At 45.2% G+C, this 21,264-nt stretch carries 21 protein-coding genes; 10 read left to right on the top strand and 11 right to left on the bottom strand.

Translation table 11 applies throughout. The features are described 5' to 3' along the window. Positions 1-3 precede the first annotated feature (3 nt). From pbpC to GJU87_RS16550, 3 genes are all read left to right on the top strand, one after another. Positions 4-2,376, top strand: coding sequence for a penicillin-binding protein 1C (gene pbpC, locus GJU87_RS16560; protein ID WP_153640503.1), 2,373 nt, complete (start codon positions 4-6; stop codon positions 2,374-2,376). 91 nt (positions 2,377-2,467) lie between these two features. After that, positions 2,468-3,142 (top strand): inorganic pyrophosphatase, encoded by a 675-nt coding sequence (locus GJU87_RS16555; protein WP_106540611.1) that lies wholly within the window; start codon positions 2,468-2,470, stop codon positions 3,140-3,142. A gap of 185 nt (positions 3,143-3,327) precedes the next feature. Beyond that, positions 3,328-4,125 carry a CPBP family intramembrane glutamic endopeptidase gene (locus tag GJU87_RS16550; RefSeq protein ID WP_153640502.1) on the top strand — a complete coding sequence of 266 codons (798 nt, stop codon included), beginning with the start codon at positions 3,328-3,330 and terminating at the stop codon, positions 4,123-4,125. A gap of 27 nt (positions 4,126-4,152) precedes the next feature. On the opposite strand, the gene GJU87_RS16545 is transcribed toward GJU87_RS16550, so the two are convergent. The 4 genes from GJU87_RS16545 to GJU87_RS16530 are packed head-to-tail and all read right to left on the bottom strand — an operon-like array spanning position 4,153 to position 7,364. Further along, the gene (locus tag GJU87_RS16545; protein ID WP_153640501.1) at positions 4,153-4,641 is read right to left on the bottom strand and encodes a dihydrofolate reductase; all 489 of its coding nucleotides are present in this window, start codon (positions 4,639-4,641) and stop codon (positions 4,153-4,155) included. Further along, positions 4,638-5,468, bottom strand: a complete 831-nt coding sequence (locus GJU87_RS16540; protein WP_194831560.1) for a thymidylate synthase — start codon at positions 5,466-5,468, stop codon at positions 4,638-4,640. Before GJU87_RS16540 ends, GJU87_RS16545 begins: the two co-directional genes overlap by 4 nt. After that, on the bottom strand, positions 5,469-6,725 hold the full coding sequence (locus GJU87_RS16535; protein ID WP_228492101.1) for an MFS transporter: 1,257 nt from the start codon (positions 6,723-6,725) through the stop codon (positions 5,469-5,471). 33 nt (positions 6,726-6,758) lie between these two features. Beyond that, positions 6,759-7,364, bottom strand: coding sequence for a bifunctional nuclease family protein (locus GJU87_RS16530; protein ID WP_153640498.1), 606 nt, complete (start codon positions 7,362-7,364; stop codon positions 6,759-6,761). Positions 7,365-7,620: 256 nt separating this feature from the next. Here GJU87_RS16530 and rplU point away from each other — a divergent pair, with 256 nt between their 5' ends. The 3 genes from rplU (at position 7,621) to serS (ending at position 9,624) form a co-directional block, all read left to right on the top strand. Then, positions 7,621-7,932, top strand: a complete 312-nt coding sequence (gene rplU / locus GJU87_RS16525; protein WP_106540606.1) for a 50S ribosomal protein L21 — start codon at positions 7,621-7,623, stop codon at positions 7,930-7,932. A gap of 19 nt (positions 7,933-7,951) precedes the next feature. Beyond that, complete coding sequence (gene rpmA, locus GJU87_RS16520; RefSeq protein WP_106540605.1) at positions 7,952-8,218, top strand: 50S ribosomal protein L27; 267 nt, start codon at positions 7,952-7,954, stop codon at positions 8,216-8,218. Between the two features lie 131 nt (positions 8,219-8,349). Further along, positions 8,350-9,624: a serine--tRNA ligase gene (gene serS, locus GJU87_RS16515; RefSeq protein WP_153640497.1), complete on the top strand. Its 1,275-nt coding sequence runs from the start codon at positions 8,350-8,352 to the stop codon at positions 9,622-9,624. Between the two features lie 710 nt (positions 9,625-10,334). On the opposite strand, the gene GJU87_RS16510 is transcribed toward serS, so the two are convergent. From GJU87_RS16510 to rlmH, 3 genes are read right to left on the bottom strand one after another with little or no spacing between them, the layout of a single operon-like run. Continuing rightward, positions 10,335-11,111 carry an MBL fold metallo-hydrolase gene (locus tag GJU87_RS16510; protein WP_153640496.1) on the bottom strand — a complete coding sequence of 259 codons (777 nt, stop codon included), beginning with the start codon at positions 11,109-11,111 and terminating at the stop codon, positions 10,335-10,337. Next, positions 11,089-14,790, bottom strand: a complete 3,702-nt coding sequence (locus tag GJU87_RS16505; protein WP_153640495.1) for an ATP-binding protein — start codon at positions 14,788-14,790, stop codon at positions 11,089-11,091. The genes GJU87_RS16510 and GJU87_RS16505 overlap by 23 nt, the downstream gene beginning before the upstream one ends. A gap of 5 nt (positions 14,791-14,795) precedes the next feature. Next, positions 14,796-15,269, bottom strand: a complete 474-nt coding sequence (gene rlmH / locus GJU87_RS16500) for a 23S rRNA (pseudouridine(1915)-N(3))-methyltransferase RlmH (RefSeq protein ID WP_153640494.1) — start codon at positions 15,267-15,269, stop codon at positions 14,796-14,798. Between the two features lie 153 nt (positions 15,270-15,422). On the opposite strand from rlmH, the gene GJU87_RS16495 reads away from it, so the two are divergent. The 3 genes from GJU87_RS16495 to GJU87_RS16485 are packed head-to-tail and all read left to right on the top strand — an operon-like array spanning position 15,423 to position 18,655. Further along, positions 15,423-15,815 (top strand): DUF4783 domain-containing protein, encoded by a 393-nt coding sequence (locus GJU87_RS16495; RefSeq protein WP_194831559.1) that lies wholly within the window; start codon positions 15,423-15,425, stop codon positions 15,813-15,815. A gap of 24 nt (positions 15,816-15,839) precedes the next feature. Next, entirely contained in the window at positions 15,840-16,811 is a 972-nt protein-coding gene (locus tag GJU87_RS16490) for a YihY/virulence factor BrkB family protein (RefSeq protein WP_153640492.1), read from the top strand. Beyond that, the gene (locus tag GJU87_RS16485) at positions 16,808-18,655 is read left to right on the top strand and encodes a tetratricopeptide repeat protein (RefSeq protein ID WP_153640491.1); all 1,848 of its coding nucleotides are present in this window, start codon (positions 16,808-16,810) and stop codon (positions 18,653-18,655) included. The genes GJU87_RS16490 and GJU87_RS16485 overlap by 4 nt, the downstream gene beginning before the upstream one ends. Positions 18,656-18,658: 3 nt before the next feature. Here GJU87_RS16485 and GJU87_RS16480 read toward each other — a convergent pair whose 3' ends face one another. Beyond that, entirely contained in the window at positions 18,659-18,847 is a 189-nt protein-coding gene (locus GJU87_RS16480; RefSeq protein WP_153640490.1) for a hypothetical protein, read from the bottom strand. A gap of 212 nt (positions 18,848-19,059) precedes the next feature. On the opposite strand from GJU87_RS16480, the gene ruvC reads away from it, so the two are divergent. Further along, a complete protein-coding gene (gene ruvC / locus GJU87_RS16475) occupies positions 19,060-19,611 on the top strand; it encodes a crossover junction endodeoxyribonuclease RuvC (protein ID WP_153640489.1) in 552 nt (183 codons plus the stop codon). A 52-nt stretch (positions 19,612-19,663) separates the two neighbouring features. On the opposite strand, the gene GJU87_RS16470 is transcribed toward ruvC, so the two are convergent. From GJU87_RS16470 to GJU87_RS16460, 3 genes are all read right to left on the bottom strand, one after another. Beyond that, the gene (locus GJU87_RS16470; RefSeq protein ID WP_153640488.1) at positions 19,664-20,056 is read right to left on the bottom strand and encodes an HIT family protein; all 393 of its coding nucleotides are present in this window, start codon (positions 20,054-20,056) and stop codon (positions 19,664-19,666) included. 21 nt (positions 20,057-20,077) lie between these two features. After that, on the bottom strand, positions 20,078-20,557 hold the full coding sequence (gene greA, locus GJU87_RS16465) for a transcription elongation factor GreA (protein ID WP_106540593.1): 480 nt from the start codon (positions 20,555-20,557) through the stop codon (positions 20,078-20,080). Between the two features lie 162 nt (positions 20,558-20,719). Beyond that, a complete protein-coding gene (locus GJU87_RS16460; RefSeq protein WP_153640487.1) occupies positions 20,720-21,223 on the bottom strand; it encodes a hypothetical protein in 504 nt (167 codons plus the stop codon). Positions 21,224-21,264 lie beyond the last annotated feature (41 nt).

Genomic DNA, 21,264 nt, shown 5'->3' with positions numbered 1-21,264 from the left:
CGAATGAGCATGAGGAAGTTGAGGGTTCGGATAAAGTGGAAAGTGTATGTCGGGGCAGGATTGCTGGCACTTATGGTGTTTTGGTGGTTCAGTTTGCCCAATCCGCTTTTTTCGGATCCTTGCTCTACCGTCATCGAAAGTCAAAACGGGGCATTGCTCGGTGCTCACATTGCCGATGACGGGCAGTGGCGTTTTCCCGAAATTAGACACGTTCCCGATAAATACAAGACGGCAGTTCTCACGTTCGAGGATGAGCATTTCTATCAACATCCCGGAATCAATCCGTTTGCCCTGGGCCGCGCCGTGATTCAGGATATTCGGAACGGGCGAATCGTGAGTGGTGGAAGTACCATCACCATGCAGCTTATTCGTCTTTCCCGGAAGGGGAAACCACGCAACCTTTGGCAAAAGTTGGTGGAGATGGCGCTGGCCGTTCGTGCCGAGGTGCGTTATTCCAAAGATGAGATTTTGCGTTTGTATGTTTCTCATGCCCCTTTCGGAGGAAATGTCGTCGGGCTGGATGCTGCGGCCTGGCGTTATTACGGTCGCAGTCCCGACCAGTTATCGTGGAGCGAAGCGGCGACGCTGGCTGTTTTGCCCAACGCTCCTTCGTTGATGTATCCCGGTAGGCAGAACAGATTATTATTGGCCAAACGGAACCGGTTGCTCGATCGGCTTCAGCAGCAGGGAAAGATCGACTCGATGACTTGCCGGCTGGCCAAGCTGGAAGAGCTTCCGCAGAAAATTTATGCTATTCCGCGAATTGCTCCGCAGTTGCTGAACCGGGTTTTGAAAGAGCATCCCGGAGAAAGAACTAAGACGACCGTAGAGAGGAATCTGCAGCAGCATGTAAATGATGTGGTCCGGCAACACTTGGTAGCATTGAAAGCCAATGGCGTTTTCAACGCGGCGGCGCTGGTGTTGAATGTGGAAAAAGGCGAGGTGCTTGCTTACGTAGGAAACGATCCGGATCGGGGGAACGGCGAACATGGCGAAGATGTGGATGTAGTTACTGCTCCCAGAAGTTCGGGAAGTATCCTGAAGCCCTTTCTTTATGCAGCCATGCAGGACGATGGTTTGATTCTTCCCAACACGTTAATTCCTGATATTCCGACCAACATAGGTGGTTTTAGTCCGCAGAATTTCGATCTGAAATTTGAAGGAGCTGTTCCCGCTTCCATGGCCTTATCGAAATCGCTGAATATACCGGCTGTGCGTATGTTGCGCGACTTCAGTGTCGATCGGTTCTACGGCTTAATGAAACGGCTGCATTTCTCTACATTGAATCATCCCGCTAATCACTACGGGCTTTCACTGATCCTGGGCGGTGGAGAAGTTGATTTGTGGGATTTGGCCGGCGCCTATTCGTCGCTTGGACGCATCCTGATACACTATGAAACGATAGACGGGAAAGCCCTGGCGAATGATTTCAGGGAACCGTCTTACCAGAAAAAAAACTATTCGAAACGGGAAGCGAAAGATATTCCGATTTCGGCCGGAGCCGTCTGGTTGACTTTTAAAGCCCTGCTAAAAGTGCATCGTCCGTCGGAAGAGGCCGGTTGGGAATCCTTTGCCTCTTCCCGGAAGGTTGCCTGGAAAACCGGAACCAGCTTTGGCTTCCGCGATGGCTGGGCCGTTGGACTCGACCGGAATTACCTCGTAGCTGTTTGGTGCGGAAATGCTGATGGCGAAGGTCGTCCGGGATTGGCCGGAACGACAGCAGCAGCGCCCATCATGTTCGATATTTTTCATTTGCTACCTGCCGGAAAGTGGTTTACGCAGCCGGTGGATGAGATGGTGAGAGTTCCCTTATGTCGCGAAAGCGGATACCGGATGGGACCCTATTGCACCGATGCCGATACGACGTGGATTATGCCGAAAGGCCTGCATACAAAAGCTTGTCCCTTTCATCGACTGGTACACCTTGATCCGACTGGGAAGTGGCAGGTGACAAGTCAGTGTGTACCGGTGGACAAGATGATTCACAAATCGTGGTTTGTGCTGCCGCCTGTGATGGAATGGTATTACAAACGAAGGAATCCGCTGTATAAACCACTGCCGCCTTTCCGGCCCGACTGTGCTGAAACACCTGCCTCGAAAGTGATGGAGATGATTTACCCGCGGGAAAACAACCAGGTGTTTGTACCGATACAATTAGATGGTTCGCCGGGCAAGGTCATTTTGGAGGCAGCCCATTCCAATCCGGATGCTGTGATTTACTGGCACCTCGATGATAAATATCTTGGTGAAACTACCGGGAAGCATCAGATGCCGGTGAGTCCGTCGGTAGGAAAACATGTCATTACACTGATCGACGATCAGGGAAATGAACTGCAAAAAACCATTGTGGTGGTGGCAGGAAAGAAGCTTGGATAGTGAATAATATGTTGTTCAACTGAATAACATAAGAGGTTTGAACCAGTCCTTCAATCTTTTGTTTAGTTTTGTGTCTTAAAATAAATGAGCTATGGCAGATAAGTTTTCGGATCCGATAGGCCGGCTGATGGGATTGAGGTACAAATCGCATCCCTGGCATGGAGTGCATATCGGTAGTGATGCTCCGGAAAAAGTGACCGCTTTTATCGAGGTGGTTCCAACAGATACCGTTAAATATGAAGTAGATAAAGATACGGGCTACCTGAAAATCGACCGCCCCCAGCGGTATTCCAACGTGGTTCCCGCACTGTATGGTTTTATCCCGCAGACTTATTGTGGCAAGTTGGTTGGTGACTATTGTAGTGAAAAAACCGGCCGAAACGGAATCAAGGGTGACGGTGATCCAATTGATATTGTGGTGCTGACCGAGAAAGCTATTCATCACGGCGATATCCTGGTAACGGCGCGTCCTATCGGTGGTTTCCGAATGATTGATAAGAGCGAGGCCGATGACAAAATCATTGCCGTGTTGGACAATGACTTTGTTTATGGTGGCTATGAATCGCTAAAAGATGTTCCGGAAAATATCATCATTCGCTTGAAGCACTATTTCCTTACCTACAAGGATATTCCGGACGAAGTCCGTAATTCTGAAATTACTCACATTTATGAGCACGATGAAGCCATTGAGGTGATTAAACGATCGATTTCGGATTACACACAACGGTTCGAAAATTTAGGCAAACTTCTATCGCTTGACGACTAGACAAGATACTTCCCCGGACCAAAAATCCGGGGATTTTTTTGCTTTCAAAATTCCGTTCGTCAGAAAGTTTACGGCGTTCACCATATAAAATCAGCTGTTCACGGAAAAAAGTTGATTGTTTCAATTTATGATCATAATTTCATCTTTACATCTTCTTAATTGATAGATGTGTAGAATTTAGGATCATGAGAAAAACATTTGGTTTTAATTCCGATTACCGACAATATCTGCCTCAGCTCAGATGGCTGTTTTCCGTCGGCTTCATTCTTGTTTTAGCCATTTGGATTCCGTTGAGCATATCTAAGCTTGTTCATTGGGAAGGCAATAATTTCTTTTTTCACGGAGGAATCTGGGCGGTAACCATCCTGATTTTAAATGCGGGGGTGAAATTTTGTGGAGCTCAAACAACCGATTTGGGAATTAGGCCGCTACCTACACTTGTTATCCCACTGATTCTGATTTTGACGGCTGTTTTTGCTTTTGGAATTGGGCCTTTGTATTTTCTTCAGCCTATCTCTCTCCGCGGAGTCAACCTTCATGCGTTTGGTTTAGAGCCCAGTCCGGTGACGTTCGTTTTGTTTGTCGTCCTGTTGCCGCTGATTGAGGAAATCTTTTTCAGGGGAATTTTACTGGGGCACATGTTGAATAAGCTGAGTGTTACCAAGGCGATTATCATCTCGTCGTTTCTTTACGCGCTGGCACAATGGGGGAATGAACACTTGCTTACAGCATTGTTGCTGGGGGCCGTATCGGGCTTATTATATGTTGTTACCCGCTCACTTCTTTCCAGCATTATTTTTCACATTGTCTGGAACTTTATCATCTTCTTTTCCTGGCTGGATGGTTCCCTGTTTTTATCGGTTGTGAAAGATGAGTTGCCCGATTTTAACGGTCGGATGCTGATGGAGGAATTGGGACTGGTTGTTCTTACAATTGGCATCTTCTACCTGATGCGACGCATGGTCTTCCGGCAGATGAGATAATCCTGAATGAAATGCGAATTGAGCGGGTTAACGCCGTAAGGTGAGGTACGTGTAATCGAAGTCGTTTTTCTTGTCGTGATGCTCTTCTCGTTCCAGCTCTTCCCATTCAGTATAATCTATTTCAGGAAAAAAGGTGTCAGCTTCGAATTTCTCATGAACCAGCGTGAGATATAACTTTCCCGCCACAGGGTAAAACTGTTCGTAAATCATTCCACCGCCGATAACAAATGCTTCTTCTTCGTTTTTCACCTTTTCAACAGCTTCTTCGATGCTCCGGACGATCTCAACGCCTTCGAATGATTCGAGTGATTTAGAAACCACGATATTTCTCCGGTTGGGAAGCGGACCGTTGGGCAGTGAGAGCAGTGTATTCTTTCCCATGATAATGGGATGGCCCGTCGTAATCTTCTTAAAACGTTTCAGATCGTCGGGAAGATAGAAGAGCAGATTGTTATTGCTGCCAATTGCATAGTTTTTGGCAATGGCCACGATGATGGAAATATTCTGATGAATCATACCGACACTTTTCCTTTAATATGGGGATGAGCCTGGTAGTTCACCAACTCGAAATCTTCGTATTTGAAATCGAAAATGCTTTTCACATCCGGGTTGATTTTCATCTGCGGAAGCGGATACGGTTCACGGGTCAACTGCAGTTTTACCTGCTCCATGTGGTTATTATAAATATGCGCATCACCCAACGTGTGCACAAAATCACCCGGTTTTAATCCCGTAACCTGTGCCATCATCATCGTTAGCAAAGCGTAAGAGGCAATATTAAAGGGCACCCCCAGGAAAATATCGGCACTTCGTTGATATAGTTGACACGACAATTTTCCGTCATTCACATAAAACTGAAAGAGAATATGGCATGGCGGTAGGTTCATTTCATCGAGCTGCCCAACATTCCAGGCACTCACAATAATCCGGCGCGAAAGCGGATTGTTTTTTATCTGGTCGATGGCCCTGGAAATTTGGTCGACATGTTCCCCTTTTGGTGTGGGCCACGAACGCCATTGATAACCGTAAATGGGGCCGAGTTCTCCCTTGTCATCTGCCCACTCATTCCAGATACGTACCCCGTTTTCCTGTAAATACTTCACGTTGGTTTCGCCCTGGAGGAACCAAAGCAGTTCATGGATAATGGACTTCAGGTGCAGCTTTTTGGTTGTTAATGCCGGAAAGCCTTCCGACAAATCGAAACGCATCTGGTGACCAAAAACACTTAATGTACCGGTTCCGGTGCGATCTTCGCGCGGAGCACCATTATCGAGAACATGTTGGAGTAAATCGAGGTATTGTTTCACGGGTGTAAATTTTAATGAGCTCAGCTCATTGTTCATTCATGATAGTTCCAATTTCTTTTTAGGAGTGTGTTTGTATTTAAACAAAACCATAAATAAAACAGCAACAATCAATGCATATATTGCGAATGTGTACCAGATAGATGGCCAATCCAGCGAACCATTGCTGCCGGTAAAGAATATTTTTATAGCATATCCTGCAGCAACATTCCCAAGTACAGCACCTACTCCGTTGGTCATCATCATAAACACTCCCTGGGCTGAATTCCTAATTTTCTCACCTGTCGATTCTTCAACAAACAGTGCTCCTGAAATGTTGAAGAAATCGAAAGCCATACCATACACAATACACGAAGCAAAAATTGCTACAATGCCCCACGCGGTTGGCCCCGCAATACCGAATAAGCCAAAACGCAACATCCATGCGAACATGCTCATTAACATTACTTTTTTAATGCCAAACCGGCTTAAAAAGAATGGAATGGTAAGAATGAACAGTGTTTCTGATACCTGGGAGACAGATAGAATGATGGTACTATATTCTTTGGTGAACGGATGATTTACACTACTAATGAATGCATCGCCATACGCATTGGTGAGTTGAAGTGCGGCTCCCAGCAAAATGCTAAATATAAAAAACACAGCCATTTTAGAATCTTTGAACAGGCTAAAAGCCTGCAATCCTAATTTATCGACCAGTTTCGTAGCTCCTTTTATTTTGTTTTCGGGCTTAATGGAAGGAATTTGAGTAAATGTAAAAATTGACAAAATAACCGCTCCGGCAGTTCCAATTAAAAAGCTGTAACCTGCAAAATATCCTCGTGTAAAAATATCCGGGATGGTCAGTTTAACGATATTGGTAATCCACATGGCGGCAATAAAACCAATCGTTCCCCAAACCCTGATAGGAGGAAACGCTATTTGCGGATCTTTTCCTTCACGGACAAGTAACTCAAATCCAATTGAATTATTGAGTGCAATGGTCGGCATATAAAAGCACATGGCTAACAGCATGACTGCGAAGAACACCCACGGATTATTTATCATCGGCAATATGGCAAGCGTAAGTCCAAACAGCAGATGCAGCAAGCCAAACAAAACATTTGATTTTATCCACTTGTCGGCGATAATACCAAATAGCGCTGGTGTAAACAGCGACGCAATTCCCATTGTAGAGAAGATAATACCAAATTCAGCACTATCCCAATGTTTCACGCCAAAAGCATAGGTGCCTAAGGTCATCATCCAAGCGCCCCATACGAAGAACTCTAAAAAGTTCATCATTATCAAGCGCATTTTAGTATTGCTCATAAATGCCTGTTAAAATGCTTACTTATTTTTTGTTCTTTTCTGGATTTCGTCCCTGATTTCGGAGGCTTTTTCGTAATCCTCTTCCGAGACGGCTTTGTCGAGCATGGTGTTGAGCTCTTCGGTAGAATAGACAGAGTAGTCTGAATCTTCGTCCTCTTCCGGGCCGACCATCTCTTTGTCTGAGCTTTCTTCATCCTCGTTTTCCTCTTCCTCGAAATCGAGAATGATGCCAGCTTTATCCAGAATCTCTTCGGTGGTATAAATAGGGCATTCAAACCGGAGGGCTAGGGCAACGGCATCCGAAGTCCGGGAATCGACAGTTATCTGATTGCTGTCTTGTTCGCAAACGAGCTCGGCGTAGAAAATTCCCTCTTCCAGTTTATGGATAAAAACTTCGACGACATTGATATTAAAAGCCAGCGCCGTGTTTAAAAACAGATCGTGGGTTAATGGTCGGGGAGGTTTTAAACCTTCAAGTTGTATCGCAATAGCTTGTGCTTCTACAGCACCGATTATGATTGGAATTCTCCTGTTACCATCATCTTCAGACAGCACGAGAGCGTAAGCTCCCGACTGGGTTTGGCTGTAGGATAATCCAAGAATATTAAGTTTAATTTTTCTCATCAGGTCTTAATGGTATCATAAAGACTATGTATGAGAACAAATATAAAAATAGTTTAGGGATTTTAAGGGCTAAAGCGATCAAACCGCATATCGGATTGATTTATAGCGTTGGTAAAATCAAAAATATTTTAGTTAATACTTTGGTAATCAAAACCAGAATGCATACTTTTGCAATCCAAATAAATCCGAGTTGGCTCTTCAAGTGGTATATTATTAATGTATCCGCCTTCCGGACATAACAGTTAAAAGAACAGAAATGTACGCTATTGTAGAAATTGCCGGACAGCAGTTCAAGGTTGAAAAAGACCAGAAGGTTTTTGTCCATCGTCTGCCTAATGAAGAAGGTGCAGATGTAGAGTTCGACAAAGTATTGCTGGTAGACAACGAAGGCGAAGTAAAAATTGGAACTCCCGTAGTGGAAGGGGCTAAGGTTACTGCCAAGGTGCTTGCACACGTAAAAGGTGACAAAGTAATTGTTTTCAAGAAGAAGCGCCGGAAAGGTTACCGGGTAAAAAACGGACACCGTCAGTCTTTTACTCAAATTCAAATTGCTGAAGTAGTTGCGTAAACGTTAAAAACATTTTACCATGGCACATAAAAAAGGAGTAGGTAGTTCCAAGAACGGTCGCGAATCGGAAAGTAAACGACTGGGAGTGAAAATTTATGGCGGCCAGGTTGCCAAAGCAGGTAACATTTTGGTACGTCAGCGTGGTACCGCTCATCATCCGGGTGCTAACGTAGGTATGGGTAAAGACCACACCTTGTTTGCCCTGATCGACGGAACCGTAAAATTCCAGAAAAGAAGGAACGATAGATCCTACGTATCGGTAGAACCGTATACAGAAGCTGAATAAACGACCGTATTCAGTTTAACGATATTTATCTCCTGTTTTGTTACCGCGGTAATGAGGCAGGAGATTTTTTTATGCTTAAATTTGTCAACTATTTACGATTAACCGTTAATTATTGAAATAACATACCGACCATGTTAAGTCTGAAATTTATCCAGGAAAACCCTGATTGGGTAGTCGAACGTTTAGCCGTAAAGGAGTTCGACGCGCGTGAGATTGTTGACCAGGTTCTAGAACTGTACAGGAAGCGAAACGAAACCCAGAATGAGGTGGATTCGCGCAAAGCGGAAATGAATAAACTCTCGAAGGAGATCGGCATGTTATTTAAATCGGGAAAAACCGATGAAGCTAATACCGCTAAAGCCCGTACCGCAGAACTGAAAGAGTCGATCAAGGAGATGGATCAGGAGTTCGACCGGATAGATGAAGAGTTGATGGAATTGCAGGTTCAGTTGCCGAATATTCCTTCGGAACTGGTTCCGGCCGGTAAAACAGCTGAAGATAATTTAGTCGTTGACGAAGGTGGTGTAAAACCGGAGCTTGGCGAAAATGCCAAACCACACTGGGAGTTGGCCGAACAATACGACCTCATCAACTTCGAGTTGGGTGTGAAAATTACCGGGGCCGGTTTCCCTGTATACAAAGGATGGGGAGCCCGTTTGCAGCGTGCGCTTATCAACTTTTTCCTCGATCAGGCCCGCGAAAACGGTTTTACCGAAGTGCAACCTCCTTATGTAGTGAACGAAGCCTCAGGATTTGGCACCGGCCAACTTCCCGATAAGGAAGGACAAATGTATCACGCGACGGTTGACAATCTTTATCTGATTCCGACGGCTGAGGTTCCGGTAACCAACATCTTTAGAGATGTGATTGTGGATGCGAAGGAGCTGCCTATTAAATATACAGCCTATTCGGCTTGTTTCCGTCGCGAGGCCGGTTCGTACGGAAAAGATGTTCGCGGACTGAACCGTTTGCACCAGTTCGACAAAGTAGAAATAGTACAAGTGGCCCATCCCGATAAATCGTACGAAGTGCTCGACGGAATGGTTAGCTACGTGAAATCGCTGGTCGAAAAGCTCGAGCTGCCGTTCCGCATTGTGCGTCTTTGCGGTGGCGATATGAGTTTCACTTCGGCGTTAACCTACGACTTTGAAGTATGGTCGGCAGCCCAGGAGCGCTGGCTCGAAGTTTCGTCGGTATCCAACTTCGAGGCTTTCCAGGCCAACCGGTTGAAATTGCGCTTCCGCGAAGAAGGACAAAAGAAACCGCAGATTGCGCATACGCTGAATGGTAGTGCCCTGGCATTGCCGCGTATTGTTGCCGCTCTGCTGGAAAACAACCAGACGCCCGAAGGTATTCGCGTACCGAAAGTGCTGGTGCCCTACATGGGAACTGAGATTATTAAGTAGTAAAAATATACCCCGAAAAGCCGGTTTTTTCCATGCATGATATGGAATTGACCGGCTTTTTTGTGTCTTTTCGTTAGCCCTGTCCCGAATTTTCGAGAGCATCCGAGCCTGTAGGGCTGGAAGTTGTTATTCTCTGGTTGGGATGATTGTTGAAGCCCTTCAGGCTTCCCTCATTTCTGTTGTCCATTTACCGGGGGTGTTGCCCCCGGCTCAGGAATCTCAGACTTTCAGTCTGTTTTGTTGTTCCTGTCGGGCAGGAATAACGTCCGGCGCGGGTTTTGGCTCTTCCGGTTCAACGGGGCATGCCTAAAATGCAACAGGACGAACAGTTATGTGAACAGGGGCATCAAAAAGGTAACAGGACGGCCCATATACCGGAATGGATTGACAAATAGTACAACAGGACGGTAATTATATTAACAGGAGGCGTAATATTTCAAATGGACTGACGGTTTGTATAACAGGGGCTGATTTTCATATCAGAGTGATATATTATTCCTTGCAGGGACGATACAAATCTCTGGAAAGACTGTTTCAATGCCTGGAAGAACCGGCCCCGAATCTGGAATGATACTCAATTTAGTTGGAATGACACTCGTTTTAGCTTGAAAAACGGGTTCCGGAGCTGGAAAGAGTGTGATTTCCCCTGGAAAGGTTTACAATTTGTCAGGAAATAGATTGTTTGATGGACAAATGGATAACGGAATAGTCTACAACTCGATGATATTTCCTGTCCGGACCTGCATGAACCCAAACTCCTGGTAAAAACGGGCCAATGCCGGCAATCCCGTACAATGCGAGGGAATCACGCGGGTAACCTTGCGCGCTTTCATAAATTCGATGGTTTTCTCAACGCGTTCCGTTTCATTGGTGAGATGAAAGCCGCCGATAACGGCATAAACCGGAAAGCCGGGAATCACTTTCTGCGCATGCAGTACCATGTTGCAGATGCCGGCATGAGCGCATCCCGAAATTACAATGAGCCCGTGATCGGTCAGTGCAACCATTCCCGAGTCGTCAGGAACAAAATCATCGCTTCCATCTTCCAGTTCAAACGGTGTTTCCTTCGCCTCAAAATCGGTGACGCGTGGAATTTCTCCTAAAAACCAAAGTTCATCTGAAATCGGGTAAGGCTCACGACTTTCGATAATCTCGAACCTGTTTGCTAGTTCATCACGACTTGCCGGCATACCCAGGGGGGAATGGTCTGCTTTCCGGTAACGGGAAAGAAAAGCATCGGGATGCAGAATGAGTGGCTTGTGCCCGAGGTGCATCAGGCCGTTGGCGTGGTCCCAGTGACCATGACTCAAAGCGATGGCATCAATTGTTTTCAGGTCGATCCCGAGAATGCGTGCATTGCGAACGATGATATCCGACGGGCCGGTATCGAACAAAATGGTTTGGTCGGCTTCAACCAAAAAGGAGAGACCGTGCTCTGCACCGCAAACCTTGCCGGCTGTATTGTCATTCAGAATCGTGATTTTCATGGAGCTCTTTACTGTAAAGTGGTAAACGGATAAAGAAACAGGTACCCTGATTGGGCGACGTTTCGAACCATATTTTTCCACTCAGGTTTTCAATGATGCTCTTGGTAATGGCCAGTCCCAGTCCCATACCGCTGGTTTTGGTTGTAAAGTTGGGCTCGAACAGTTTACTCCGAAGCTCTTCGGCAACCCCCATTCCATTGTCGGAAATCTCCACTTGGGCAAATTCCTTCTCGGTATTCAGCTTAATTTCAATGGTTCCTTTTCTGGTTTTAGGAATGGCCTGCATGCCGTTTTTCACCAGGTTAATAAAAGCGCGACTGAGTTGTTCCTTGTCAGCTAAAACAAATACGGGGCAAACGGCCGGTCGCTCAAAATAAACCGATGCACCCGGATTGTTATCGAATAAGTGGGTCACTTCCTGAAGGCGGTCGCAAAGGTCCAGTTTTTCGTAATGTGCTTTCGGCATCCGGGCAAAGTTGGAAAAAGCCGAAGCAATGGCTGATAATGTTTCAATCTGCTCGATGAGTGTTTTGGTCACTTGCCTGAAATACTCGTCGAAGTTTTCTTTTTCCTGTTTCCGCGCCCGTTGCAGGTACTGAATACTCAGCTTCATCGGGGTAAGCGGATTTTTTATCTCGTGGGCAATCTGCCGCGCCATTTCGCGCCAGGCGCTTTCACGTTCCGATCGGGCCAGCAGGTCGGCACTTTCGGCCAGTTCGTCCACCTTCAGGTTATATTCTTTCACCAACCTTCCGATTTCGTCATTCGCACGATATTCGATTTTGGCGTTGGCTTTTCCTAACTGAATACCGCGCAGGTTCTCCTCGATGGTGCGTAGTGGCGATGTGATGCGGCTGCTGATAAAAACCGCCACCATCACGCTGATGAGCGTAAGGAAAATGTAGACGTTGAGGAAAGCCACGATGAAGCCGGAAATCTGCTGCATCAGTTCGTTCTGTTTACTCAGGTACGGTATGTTGAGGTACCCCAGCAATTCATTGTTGTTATTGAAGACCGGCACATATGACGAGTAGAAAGTCATGTTTCCAAGTTTCTCGCGATGGAGATAGTTGGTCCGGTGTTCTACCGACATGGCGTAGAAAGCGCGTGGATTCATTTTCGGAGCGGTGAGGCCACGCTCATAAATCTCATCCCGCGAAGTAGCAATCAATGTTCCGATGGCATCGAAAAGGTTAACATCGACCCAGGAAATATCTGATAGTTGAATCAGTTCATAATCGAGATAATTCTCCATGTCAGGCGAAATCTGATCTTCCCGTCCCAACCGCATTTCCAGTTCGGCTGACACGGTCCTGATTTTTTCGTTCAGGTTTTCCTGAATGGAAGCCTTGAACTGTGTGTAGTTGTAGGCAATAATACCAAATCCGATGATCAGCAGTGTCCCCAATAGGATTGAAATAAGAGAGAACTGAATCTTTCGACGGAAGTCCCAGTGTCGTCGGAAGAAATACCAGCCTTTCGGATTATTCAGACCGATCACCAGAAGTCCTGCAATGTAAGTCAGCAGGAACAGGTAAGGAAATGATGCCAGTCGCTTGACAAAAGACATCTTCGGATAACTGACGACTGTATAGTTGTCACCACTAATGTGGTATGCACAATGCGAATAACCGTCGAGATCGTAGAAATGAAATTCACCTTTTCCGTGAAGGTATTCTTTGATAGACAGTGTATAAGCAAATTTTCCGCTTCGGTCGACCAGCTGGTCGTTGTAGTATTTTGCGTAACAGAAGCCGTCACGACGATTCTTGCGGGCTGCTCGTTCATCCAGCAACAATTCGGGGTAACCTTGTCCTTCCGGGATGAGCCGCGAATTCAGTTCTACAAAAACGGTCAGAGGTCGCCCGTCGACTGCACTCTTGAACGCCATTTGCCCGAAGTAGGAGATACGTCCGTTTAGTTTATCCATGAAATAGAAATCGCTGCCCGGGATTTCGACGCCGCTTTGCGAAACCATGTTTTCGAAAAAAGCATGACAAGGATGCAGGTCGTTGTCGGGTTTCACCAGCACGCTGTCCTGGTCACCACAAACGGTCACCTGCAAATCGTAATCACGCCAAAAGCCGGTGAAATAATTTTTTCTCAGATACTGCTCCAACACATCGTACGGAGGAACCATTAGCGTTTGCAATAGGGTATCTCGATGCAGACGAGGTTCCAAATCGGAGAGGAAAAGCTCTGCGGCCGGATCACGTTCTGAAGCCAGGTTGACAGCCAGTACTTTCTGAATGTTGGTATTGCGCGTTTTGACATGTACAAACAGCATGTGGTCGAAAAGCAAAGCCGCCAGCAGCGAATAAACCACCAGGAAGGTCGTACGGTATTTCAGCAGGGAATCGTAACGGATAAAATAAAGTGCGGTGATGACAATGATGTAGAAAGTAAACGGAAACCAGTTGACTGCATGTCCGCCGAGGATGAAAACTCCAAGGGCCAGAAGGGCAGAAATAACGGCGGTAACCAGGTATTGGTTCAGACTTAATATGTTTCTGGCGATGAACCGAAGACGAAGAGCAATGAGGAGGAATCCCAGGCACTGGAGTACCAGTGATATGAATCCCAAAACGTTGGGAAGAGAGATTCTCATTTCCTGGTAAAACTCAAAGTTGATAGAGGAGTTCAGGATAAGAATCTGGAATAGAAAAATGCTGAAAGTGAAGTAAAAGGCAGCAAAAAGAAAAGGAAGCAATAGCGAAATTTTTCCCCATTTGGGATGTTGAAAATCTTTGACGTCCAACGATCGGAAAAATACCAGCGCGACGTAAAGCAATAAGATGGAAAGCAGGAAAAACTCCCCCAGCGAAGGTAACCACGAACCGGCGGCGAAATAAACCGGCGAAAAGAGTCGCAGGTATTCGAAAATAGCGGGTCGGTCGAGTTGATTGACGAGGTAGTAAATCCCAAAAGCGATGACGATACTGAGCAGTATTTTTGCAGGCCCCCGGATGGGAAGGCGCAGGTTTAGAATTTGTACAGTGTAGATGAGGAAGAAAAGCAGCGCAATGAAATACAACCCAGAGGGAAAAAACAGGTCATGTTCCGGCGTGACCAATTCGCCGGTAGGCTCCAGCGAGAACAGGAACCGGTTGTTGCTGTCCTTAACATCGTAAACCGGATTAGAGGCCGGTTGAGGGTGGACCAGAAAATCGGGAGGCAGTTTGAAATCATTCGGAAAATGGTCGCGCAAATATTTATTATGGTACGGATAAACCTGTTTTATTAGTATATAACCTACCAGTGTAAGGCTATCGGTGTTCATCTGTTTAATCATATACCAGCCGGTAGGGAGCTTTTTAATCAGATTGTTGTCTGCCGAGACCTTGGGGAGTGAGTCATTGAAAGCAGTTTCCGAAGAGGTCCAGTAAATTAGCGAATCACCCTGAAAAATATTAAATGTAATTCCTTGTTTCGCAAGTTGGTCCCAGCGGTTGGCTGCGTCAATCGAATAGCGTTCCGAAGCGATTTTAGTTGGGGTACTGGCAATATTATTTAAAACTTGATCGAGGGATGCTTCCTTTTTTTCCATCACGTGGCTAACGCGATCTACTTCATGATGAAGCATCGCGTTGTCAAGAATGAGGTGTTCCCAAAACCAGGCAATGCCTAGAAAGACAATCGAGAAAAGCAGTAACCGGTGTTGATGCCAGAGTTTTCGCATAGGGATTATTCGTGATGATAGGGTTCGCCATTTAAGATGCTCATAGCGCGATATAGTTGTTCAATAAAAATCATTCGGACCATTTGATGTGAAAAAGTCATTTTCGAGAGCGACAACTTTCCATTCGCGCGTGCTTTAACCGCCGGCGAAAAACCGTAAGGCCCACCGATGGCAAAAACCAGATGTTTTGTTCCGGCCACCATTCGTTTTTCCATCCATTTTGAAAAATCGATCGAACTCATCTCTTCCCCTTTCTCGTCCAGTAAGATAAGCTGGTCCATGGCGGTTACCTGATTTAAAATAAGGACACCCTCTTTTTCTTTCTGTTGTTCAGTGTTCAGGTTTTTACTGTTCTTGATATCGGGGATAGTTTTTATCTCAAATGGCAGATAATGAAACAGTCGTTTACTGTAAATATCGATTCCCTTCTTCAAATAATCCTTGTCCGTTTTACCGATGACTACCAGTGTTACTTTCATGTTTCAATTTTGCTGAGTTGTTTTGTAAAGGTTAAATTTAATGATTTAAAAGGAGAGCCGTTGTTCGACCCTTTCTAATTACAATATTTTTGTATCTTGCTTGATGTTTTGCATGATTGTTGCATGACTGTTTCGGTAACTAAATATAGCGATATGAAGAAAAAGGCAGGAAAAATTTTGATCGCCTTGTTCCTGTTTATCCTTCCGGCCACCGCACTATATGCACAAATGCCGGACCAAATTATTATCGGGTTAAGCTCGGGAAACGCCAAAAAGTTGGCAGCTTACTTTAACGATAATGTTGAGCTTGTTATTTTAAACAGGGAAAACGTATGTTCGCAGGCTCAGGCAGAACAGATTCTGAAGGATTTCTTTGCAAAAAATAAACCCAATCAGTTCCGGGTCATTCACCAGGGCGGCAAGGAAGATGCCCGCTATGCCATTGGAAGTCTGGAAACTGATAAGGAAACATTCCGGGTATATTTCTTACTAAAGAATAAGGACAACAAACCGTTGATCCATCAGCTTCGCATCGAGAAAGAGTAACCAAAATTAAGCAATTGCCTGCTTATGCCTGTGACAGAACTCAAGGAATATGTCCGCAAGCGGCTGGAACACATTCGGGAGCGGGCAAAGAAGATTTCATTACCAATTTTTGAAGACGTCCCCCTTTACGATGTCGGTCTGTTTTTCTGGAAGGGAATTGAAAACGGATCCATCACGACGAGGGCGTCGGCGATTGCTTTCAACATTATACTGGCCATTTTCCCGGCCATTATTTTCATCTTTACCCTAATTCCGTATGTCCCGATTGAGAATTTCCAGTCGGAATTGCTGGGCTTGATCGAGAGCATCGTACCGCAAAATGCTTTCGAAGCCATTAACAGTACGGTGGAGGATATCATTACGCAACCACATGGTGGCTTGTTGTCCTTTGGTTTCTTTTTCGCTCTCATTTTTGCTACCAACGGAGTTGATTCCCTGATTTCGGCATTTAATGCCACTGTGCATGAGATGGATGCCCGCTCGTGGTGGAATCAACGTGTGGTTTCGCTGGCTTTGGTCATCATTCTTACGTTGCTGATGACGGTTGGGATCACTTTGATGACTCTCGGGCAACTAGCGCTTAACTTTCTGGTCGATAAACATATCCTGGTAAAGGACTTTACGTACTATTTGCTGTTGGTCGGTAAATGGGTAGTTATTTGCGCCCTCTTCTTTTTCACTTACGCGTTTTTGTTTTATTACGCACCTGCGAAGAAATCCAAGTTTCGTTTCATTTCTGCCGGTGTGAGTCTGGCAGCTATACTTTCGTTGATTACATCACTGGGATTTTCGTTCTACATCAATAATTTTGGGCGCTACAACAAATTGTATGGTTCAATTGGAACGCTGCTGGTGGTAATGATTTGGATTTACTTTAACGCGGTCATTTTGCTGGTCGGATTCGAGCTAAACGTGAGTATTGCCAATGCCCGGAAGAATAATAAAAAATTCTCAGCCGACGAAATCGACGAATTTTCTAACCTCGATTTAAAATGAAAAAAGGACCTAATTCCTTTACGATATATTTTTTCTTTTTTACGCTCATCTTCTTCTCTGCTGGTATTTCACAGAGCTTTGCCCAGAAGAAGAGTGAGAAAGTGATGATTCGCGATCAGGCCAACCGTTATTTTCAGGAGCAGAAGTACGACAAAGCGGCCGAACTTTTCAAATCGCTTTACGATGATTCCGGGGCTGACGCCTATTTCGAGTATTACCTGCGTTGTTTGATCGAATCGGGTGATTATAAGACAGCTTTGAAAACCATTCGGCAAAAGGTCAAGCAGAGCAAACAGTCAAAATACCTGGTATGGCAGGGGTATGTGTACAGTCGGGAGGGCGACACGAAACGTGCTGAGGAATATTATCAACAGGCGTTGGATGGTCTTCAGCCCGAGCGTTCGCGTATTATAGAGCTTGGAAATGCGTTTTATACGCTGGGCGAAATGGACTGGGCAGCGAAAGTATACCAGGAAGCACAGAAGAAGTTTCCATCCCAGGAATTTCATTATGAACTGGCCCAAATTTATTTCCGTACCCGGAATTACCCGTTGATGCTCGATGCTTACCTTGACTTGCTGAAATCGCAGCCAAAAGCTTTGACTACTGTGGAGGGCCGGTTGATGACGGCATTCTATTACGATATTGACGGAGAGTTGAAGGACCAGATGCAAAAAACAATCCTGACCCGCATACAGTCCGATCCGGGGAATGTGGTCTACAACAAATTATTTGTTTGGTTTCTCATTCAGCAAAAAAACTATTCAGCAGCATTAAGTCAGGCACTGGCGCTCGATCGAAGAACCGGCGATGAAGCTTCAACGCTTTTAAATCTGGCACAACTGGCTGCTAAAGGCGGTGCCTATTCCGAAGCACTTCGGACTTACGATTACCTGAAAAGCCGAAAAGGTGACAATCCCTACCGGGAAGAGGCTCAACTGCGGCAAACGCAGGTCGCTTATCAGCATTTTCTGGCCGATCAAACGTTAAGAAAAACAGCTATTGACAGCCTTGATCAGTTGTTTCAGGCTACATTTCATCATCTGGGCGAAAGTCGTCACACATTGTTTTTGATAGAAGACTACGCACAGTTTTTAGCATTTTACAATCATCAACCGGCCAAAGCCATCGAATTGCTTGAGAGAGCAGGAAAGATACAGGGATTGAACCCGACACAAAGAGGGAAGCTGAAAGTAGAGTTGGCCGATTGCAACGTTTGTACAGGCGACTATTGGGAAGCCGTTTTGTTGTACGCACAGGTTAGCAAAGAGATGAGGGAAACCAATTGGGCTGATGAGGCAAAGTTTAAGCGGGCCAGGTTGGCATATTACATGGGAGATTTCAATTGGGTGAAAGCCCAAATGGATATTTTGAAGGGGAGCACAGCTAAACTCACTGCCAACGACGCACTGGCGCTTTCGTTGTTGATTGAAAATCACGAGGCGCCCGATTCACTCAACAGCGATTTGCAGATGCTGGCCCGTGCCGATTTGGATCAGTTTTGTAACCGACCTCGGCAGGCACTTCTGCGACTCGATTCTCTGCAACAGAAATATCCTTACAGCGATTTAAATGAGGAGGTTTTTTCCCGCAAGGCAAAAATATTGGTCAAACTCCACAACTACCAGGAAGCGGCGAGCGCGTATAATGACTTATTGAAAAAATATCCTGATGGAAAAAACAGTGATGAGGCTCGTTTCAGGTTGGGAGAGTTGTATGAAAAAGAGCTAAATCTTCCCGATAAAGCAGAAGAGATTTACAAAGACATCGTTCTGCATCATCCCGGGAGTGTTTACATCGAAGATGCACGAAAAAATTACCGGGCGCTTAGGGATAAGAAGTAAAAGTCAGGATTCTTCGGTGCGTACCATAAAATGGACGACAGAGAAGAGAACAAAAACCAATACTACAAAATCGAATTTCTTCATGTACCAGAAAATGGAAATGATCGTTAGATAGACCATGGCAATGATGGCCACCAGTTTCCATGTTTTCAAAAATCGGGAATCATTTTTCCCGGGGATTAATTCTTTCATTTTGGCAAGACAATAAGATAAGACGTCTTAATCTTTATGCCGTTTTTGGTCGTAGGGTAACCCCGATTTTCCGTTTTTTTGATGAATGTATCGATCTGAGTGGTGAACGTACAGATCTGAGTGGTGAATGAACAACCGCGATTTTGAGTTTTTTCAAAATTATACCCCATTTCGCTAATAAACCGGTAAATTCGGAACGAAATTCAACTGTATTGGAAAAGGAAAAAACCATATTAGGAATTGACCCGGGCTCGAATGTGATGGGCTATGGCGTAGTAAAAGTCATCGGAACGAAAGCTCAAATCGTTACGTTGGGGGTCGTGAAAACGTCCGGATTTGGCGATCACTACCAGAAACTTCGTCATATTTTTGAGCGGACCCTTTATTTGGTCGATGCCTTCCAGCCGGACGAAGCCGCGTTGGAGGCACCGTTTTACGGAAAGAACGTGCAGTCGATGCTGAAGTTGGGGCGGGCGCAGGGAGTTGCTATGGCAGCAGCGCTTTATCGGGGGGTTCCGATATTCGAATATGCTCCCTTAAAGATCAAACAAGCCATTACCGGTACGGGCTCGGCATCGAAAGAGCAGGTAGCCTATTTTTTGAAACAGATGTTCAATATGGAGATTCGCCCGAAAGAGCTGGATGCGACAGACGGACTGGCGGCGGCAGTATGTCATTACCTGCAGGGAAGAAATCCTGCCAAAGGGAAATCGTACAATAGTTGGGAAGACTTTATCCGGAAAAATCCGGACCGGATCAAATAAAAAAAGGGACTGCCATCGCAATCCCTTCTTTTTTCAAAGCCAGTTGGCTGTATTATAATTCCTTTTTAATCTTTTCCGTAATTTCCTTGAACTCCTCTTCCGACAGTTTCAATTTCGGATTGGAGAAGTTGATGTCTTTCTCACTCTGCATAGGTACCAGGTGAATATGGGCATGCGGAACCTCGAGGCCCAGAACGGCAACTCCGACTTTTTTACACGGAATGGCTTTTTTCAGGGCGACAGCTACTCGCTTGGCAAACAGCTGCAAACCGGTGTACAACTCATCGTCCAAATCGAAAAGATAATCTACTTCTTTCTTCGGAATGACCAGTACATGCCCTTTTGCCAATGGGAAAATATCGAGGAACGCAAGATAGTTTTCGTCTTCCGCCACTTTGTATGCAGGAATTTCGCCTTCGACTATTTTCGTGAAAATACTTGCCATAAACTTTCGTTTTTACCGGTATTAAACACCCATTTCAATATTGACCACTTCGAAAGGAATCACACCTGACGGAACCTGAATTTCTACTTCGTCGCCAACTTTCTTGCCTAGCAAACCCTGTGCGATTGGTGTATTCACACTGATTTTACCAGCTTTTAGGTCAGCTTCGTGTTCCGAAACAATAGTGTAAGCCATGACGGCATTATTCTTTTTATTCTTGATAGTCACCTTGTTCAGAATCTGAACGGATGAACAGTCAATTTTCGATTGGTCGATAATACGGGCGTTGGCTACCTGTTCCTGAAGTTTGGCAATTTTTGCTTCGAGCATACCCTGGGCATCTTTGGCCGCATCGTACTCCGCATTTTCCGAAATATCGCCTTTTTCAATGGCTTCACCTATCTGCTTTGAAATTGCCGGACGTTCAACCGTCATCAGGCGTTCCAGATCAGCTTTCAATTTTTTTAGACCTTCAGCAGTTATATATGTAACCTTTGCCATTTAACTTAGATTTTTCGTTAACACATAAAAAAACAAGAAGAATCCCGAAAAAAACGGAACTCTTCCTTCGATGTAAAACACAAATTTAAGGTTTTTCCCGAATATCCCACGAAGGATGTTGTAAAAAATGTTTTTTCTGCGCGAAACGTAACTATTCCATTTTCAATACTTGCGGTTGATTATTTCGGAATAGATAACGGCTTTTCGCGGGTCAAAATCCCGTCGGATGCTTTTCTTGAGTGGTTCCTTTTTCCCTTTATGATAGACCGATGTAGCGGTAATGTCACCCGGCATTTTCGTCTGCCGACTTTTCGTTATAATCTCTTCAACTTTTTTATTGCTGATTTCCGGTTGCCCTACTTTATTGGTAGTTTCCATTTGTGGTTCGGGCTCGGGCGAAGGATACTGTACCGGATCGAACATCTCTTCCATGCGATCGAATAACGTTCCGAATGGATCTTCACGCTTTTCATCCATCGGATTGTACGGTTCTCTTTGCCGCTTTGGTTGTTCCCAACCGTTATTCCCGCCGTTGTCCTGCATCTGTTTCATCCGTTCCTTTTTGCGCTGCTTGTTAATTGCCTGCACAATGGAAATAACAATTATCAGAATGATAAAGACATAATCGCCAACGCCGGCTGTATTTATTTGTGTAAGTAAAACCATGTTGCTTAGCATTTTCCTAAATTTGCTGCTGTGTTGCTAAA

This window comes from Prolixibacter sp. NT017, assembly GCF_009617875.1.
GTDB lineage: Bacteria > Bacteroidota > Bacteroidia > Bacteroidales > Prolixibacteraceae > Prolixibacter.
The sequence above is the reverse complement of the archived record's forward strand: the minus strand, read 5'-3'. Positions and strand labels throughout refer to the sequence as shown.

Bases quoted from the DNA above. Each gene is read 5' to 3' on its own strand.
- GJU87_RS16540 (WP_194831560.1), bottom strand. From the start codon at position 5,468: ATGAACAATGAGCTGAGCTCATTAAAATTTACACCCGTGAAACAATAC.
- GJU87_RS16480 (WP_153640490.1), bottom strand. From the start codon at position 18,847: ATGAAAGAATTAATCCCCGGGAAAAATGATTCCCGATTTTTGAAAACA.
- rplU (WP_106540606.1), top strand. From the start codon at position 7,621: ATGTACGCTATTGTAGAAATTGCCGGACAGCAGTTCAAGGTTGAAAAA.
- GJU87_RS16470 (WP_153640488.1), bottom strand. From the start codon at position 20,056: ATGGCAAGTATTTTCACGAAAATAGTCGAAGGCGAAATTCCTGCATAC.
- GJU87_RS16530 (WP_153640498.1), bottom strand. From the start codon at position 7,364: ATGAGAAAAATTAAACTTAATATTCTTGGATTATCCTACAGCCAAACC.
- GJU87_RS16490 (WP_153640492.1), top strand. From the start codon at position 15,840: ATGCCTGTGACAGAACTCAAGGAATATGTCCGCAAGCGGCTGGAACAC.
- rlmH (WP_153640494.1), bottom strand. From the start codon at position 15,269: ATGAAAGTAACACTGGTAGTCATCGGTAAAACGGACAAGGATTATTTG.
- GJU87_RS16550 (WP_153640502.1), top strand. From the start codon at position 3,328: ATGAGAAAAACATTTGGTTTTAATTCCGATTACCGACAATATCTGCCT.
- GJU87_RS16485 (WP_153640491.1), top strand. From the start codon at position 16,808: ATGAAAAAAGGACCTAATTCCTTTACGATATATTTTTTCTTTTTTACG.
- GJU87_RS16495 (WP_194831559.1), top strand. From the start codon at position 15,423: ATGAAGAAAAAGGCAGGAAAAATTTTGATCGCCTTGTTCCTGTTTATC.
- GJU87_RS16510 (WP_153640496.1), bottom strand. From the start codon at position 11,111: ATGAAAATCACGATTCTGAATGACAATACAGCCGGCAAGGTTTGCGGT.
- GJU87_RS16505 (WP_153640495.1), bottom strand. From the start codon at position 14,790: ATGCGAAAACTCTGGCATCAACACCGGTTACTGCTTTTCTCGATTGTC.
- GJU87_RS16460 (WP_153640487.1), bottom strand. From the start codon at position 21,223: ATGGTTTTACTTACACAAATAAATACAGCCGGCGTTGGCGATTATGTC.
- GJU87_RS16555 (WP_106540611.1), top strand. From the start codon at position 2,468: ATGGCAGATAAGTTTTCGGATCCGATAGGCCGGCTGATGGGATTGAGG.
- rpmA (WP_106540605.1), top strand. From the start codon at position 7,952: ATGGCACATAAAAAAGGAGTAGGTAGTTCCAAGAACGGTCGCGAATCG.
- GJU87_RS16545 (WP_153640501.1), bottom strand. From the start codon at position 4,641: ATGATTCATCAGAATATTTCCATCATCGTGGCCATTGCCAAAAACTAT.
- pbpC (WP_153640503.1), top strand. From the start codon at position 4: ATGAGCATGAGGAAGTTGAGGGTTCGGATAAAGTGGAAAGTGTATGTC.
- serS (WP_153640497.1), top strand. From the start codon at position 8,350: ATGTTAAGTCTGAAATTTATCCAGGAAAACCCTGATTGGGTAGTCGAA.
- greA (WP_106540593.1), bottom strand. From the start codon at position 20,557: ATGGCAAAGGTTACATATATAACTGCTGAAGGTCTAAAAAAATTGAAA.
- GJU87_RS16535 (WP_228492101.1), bottom strand. From the start codon at position 6,725: ATGCGCTTGATAATGATGAACTTTTTAGAGTTCTTCGTATGGGGCGCT.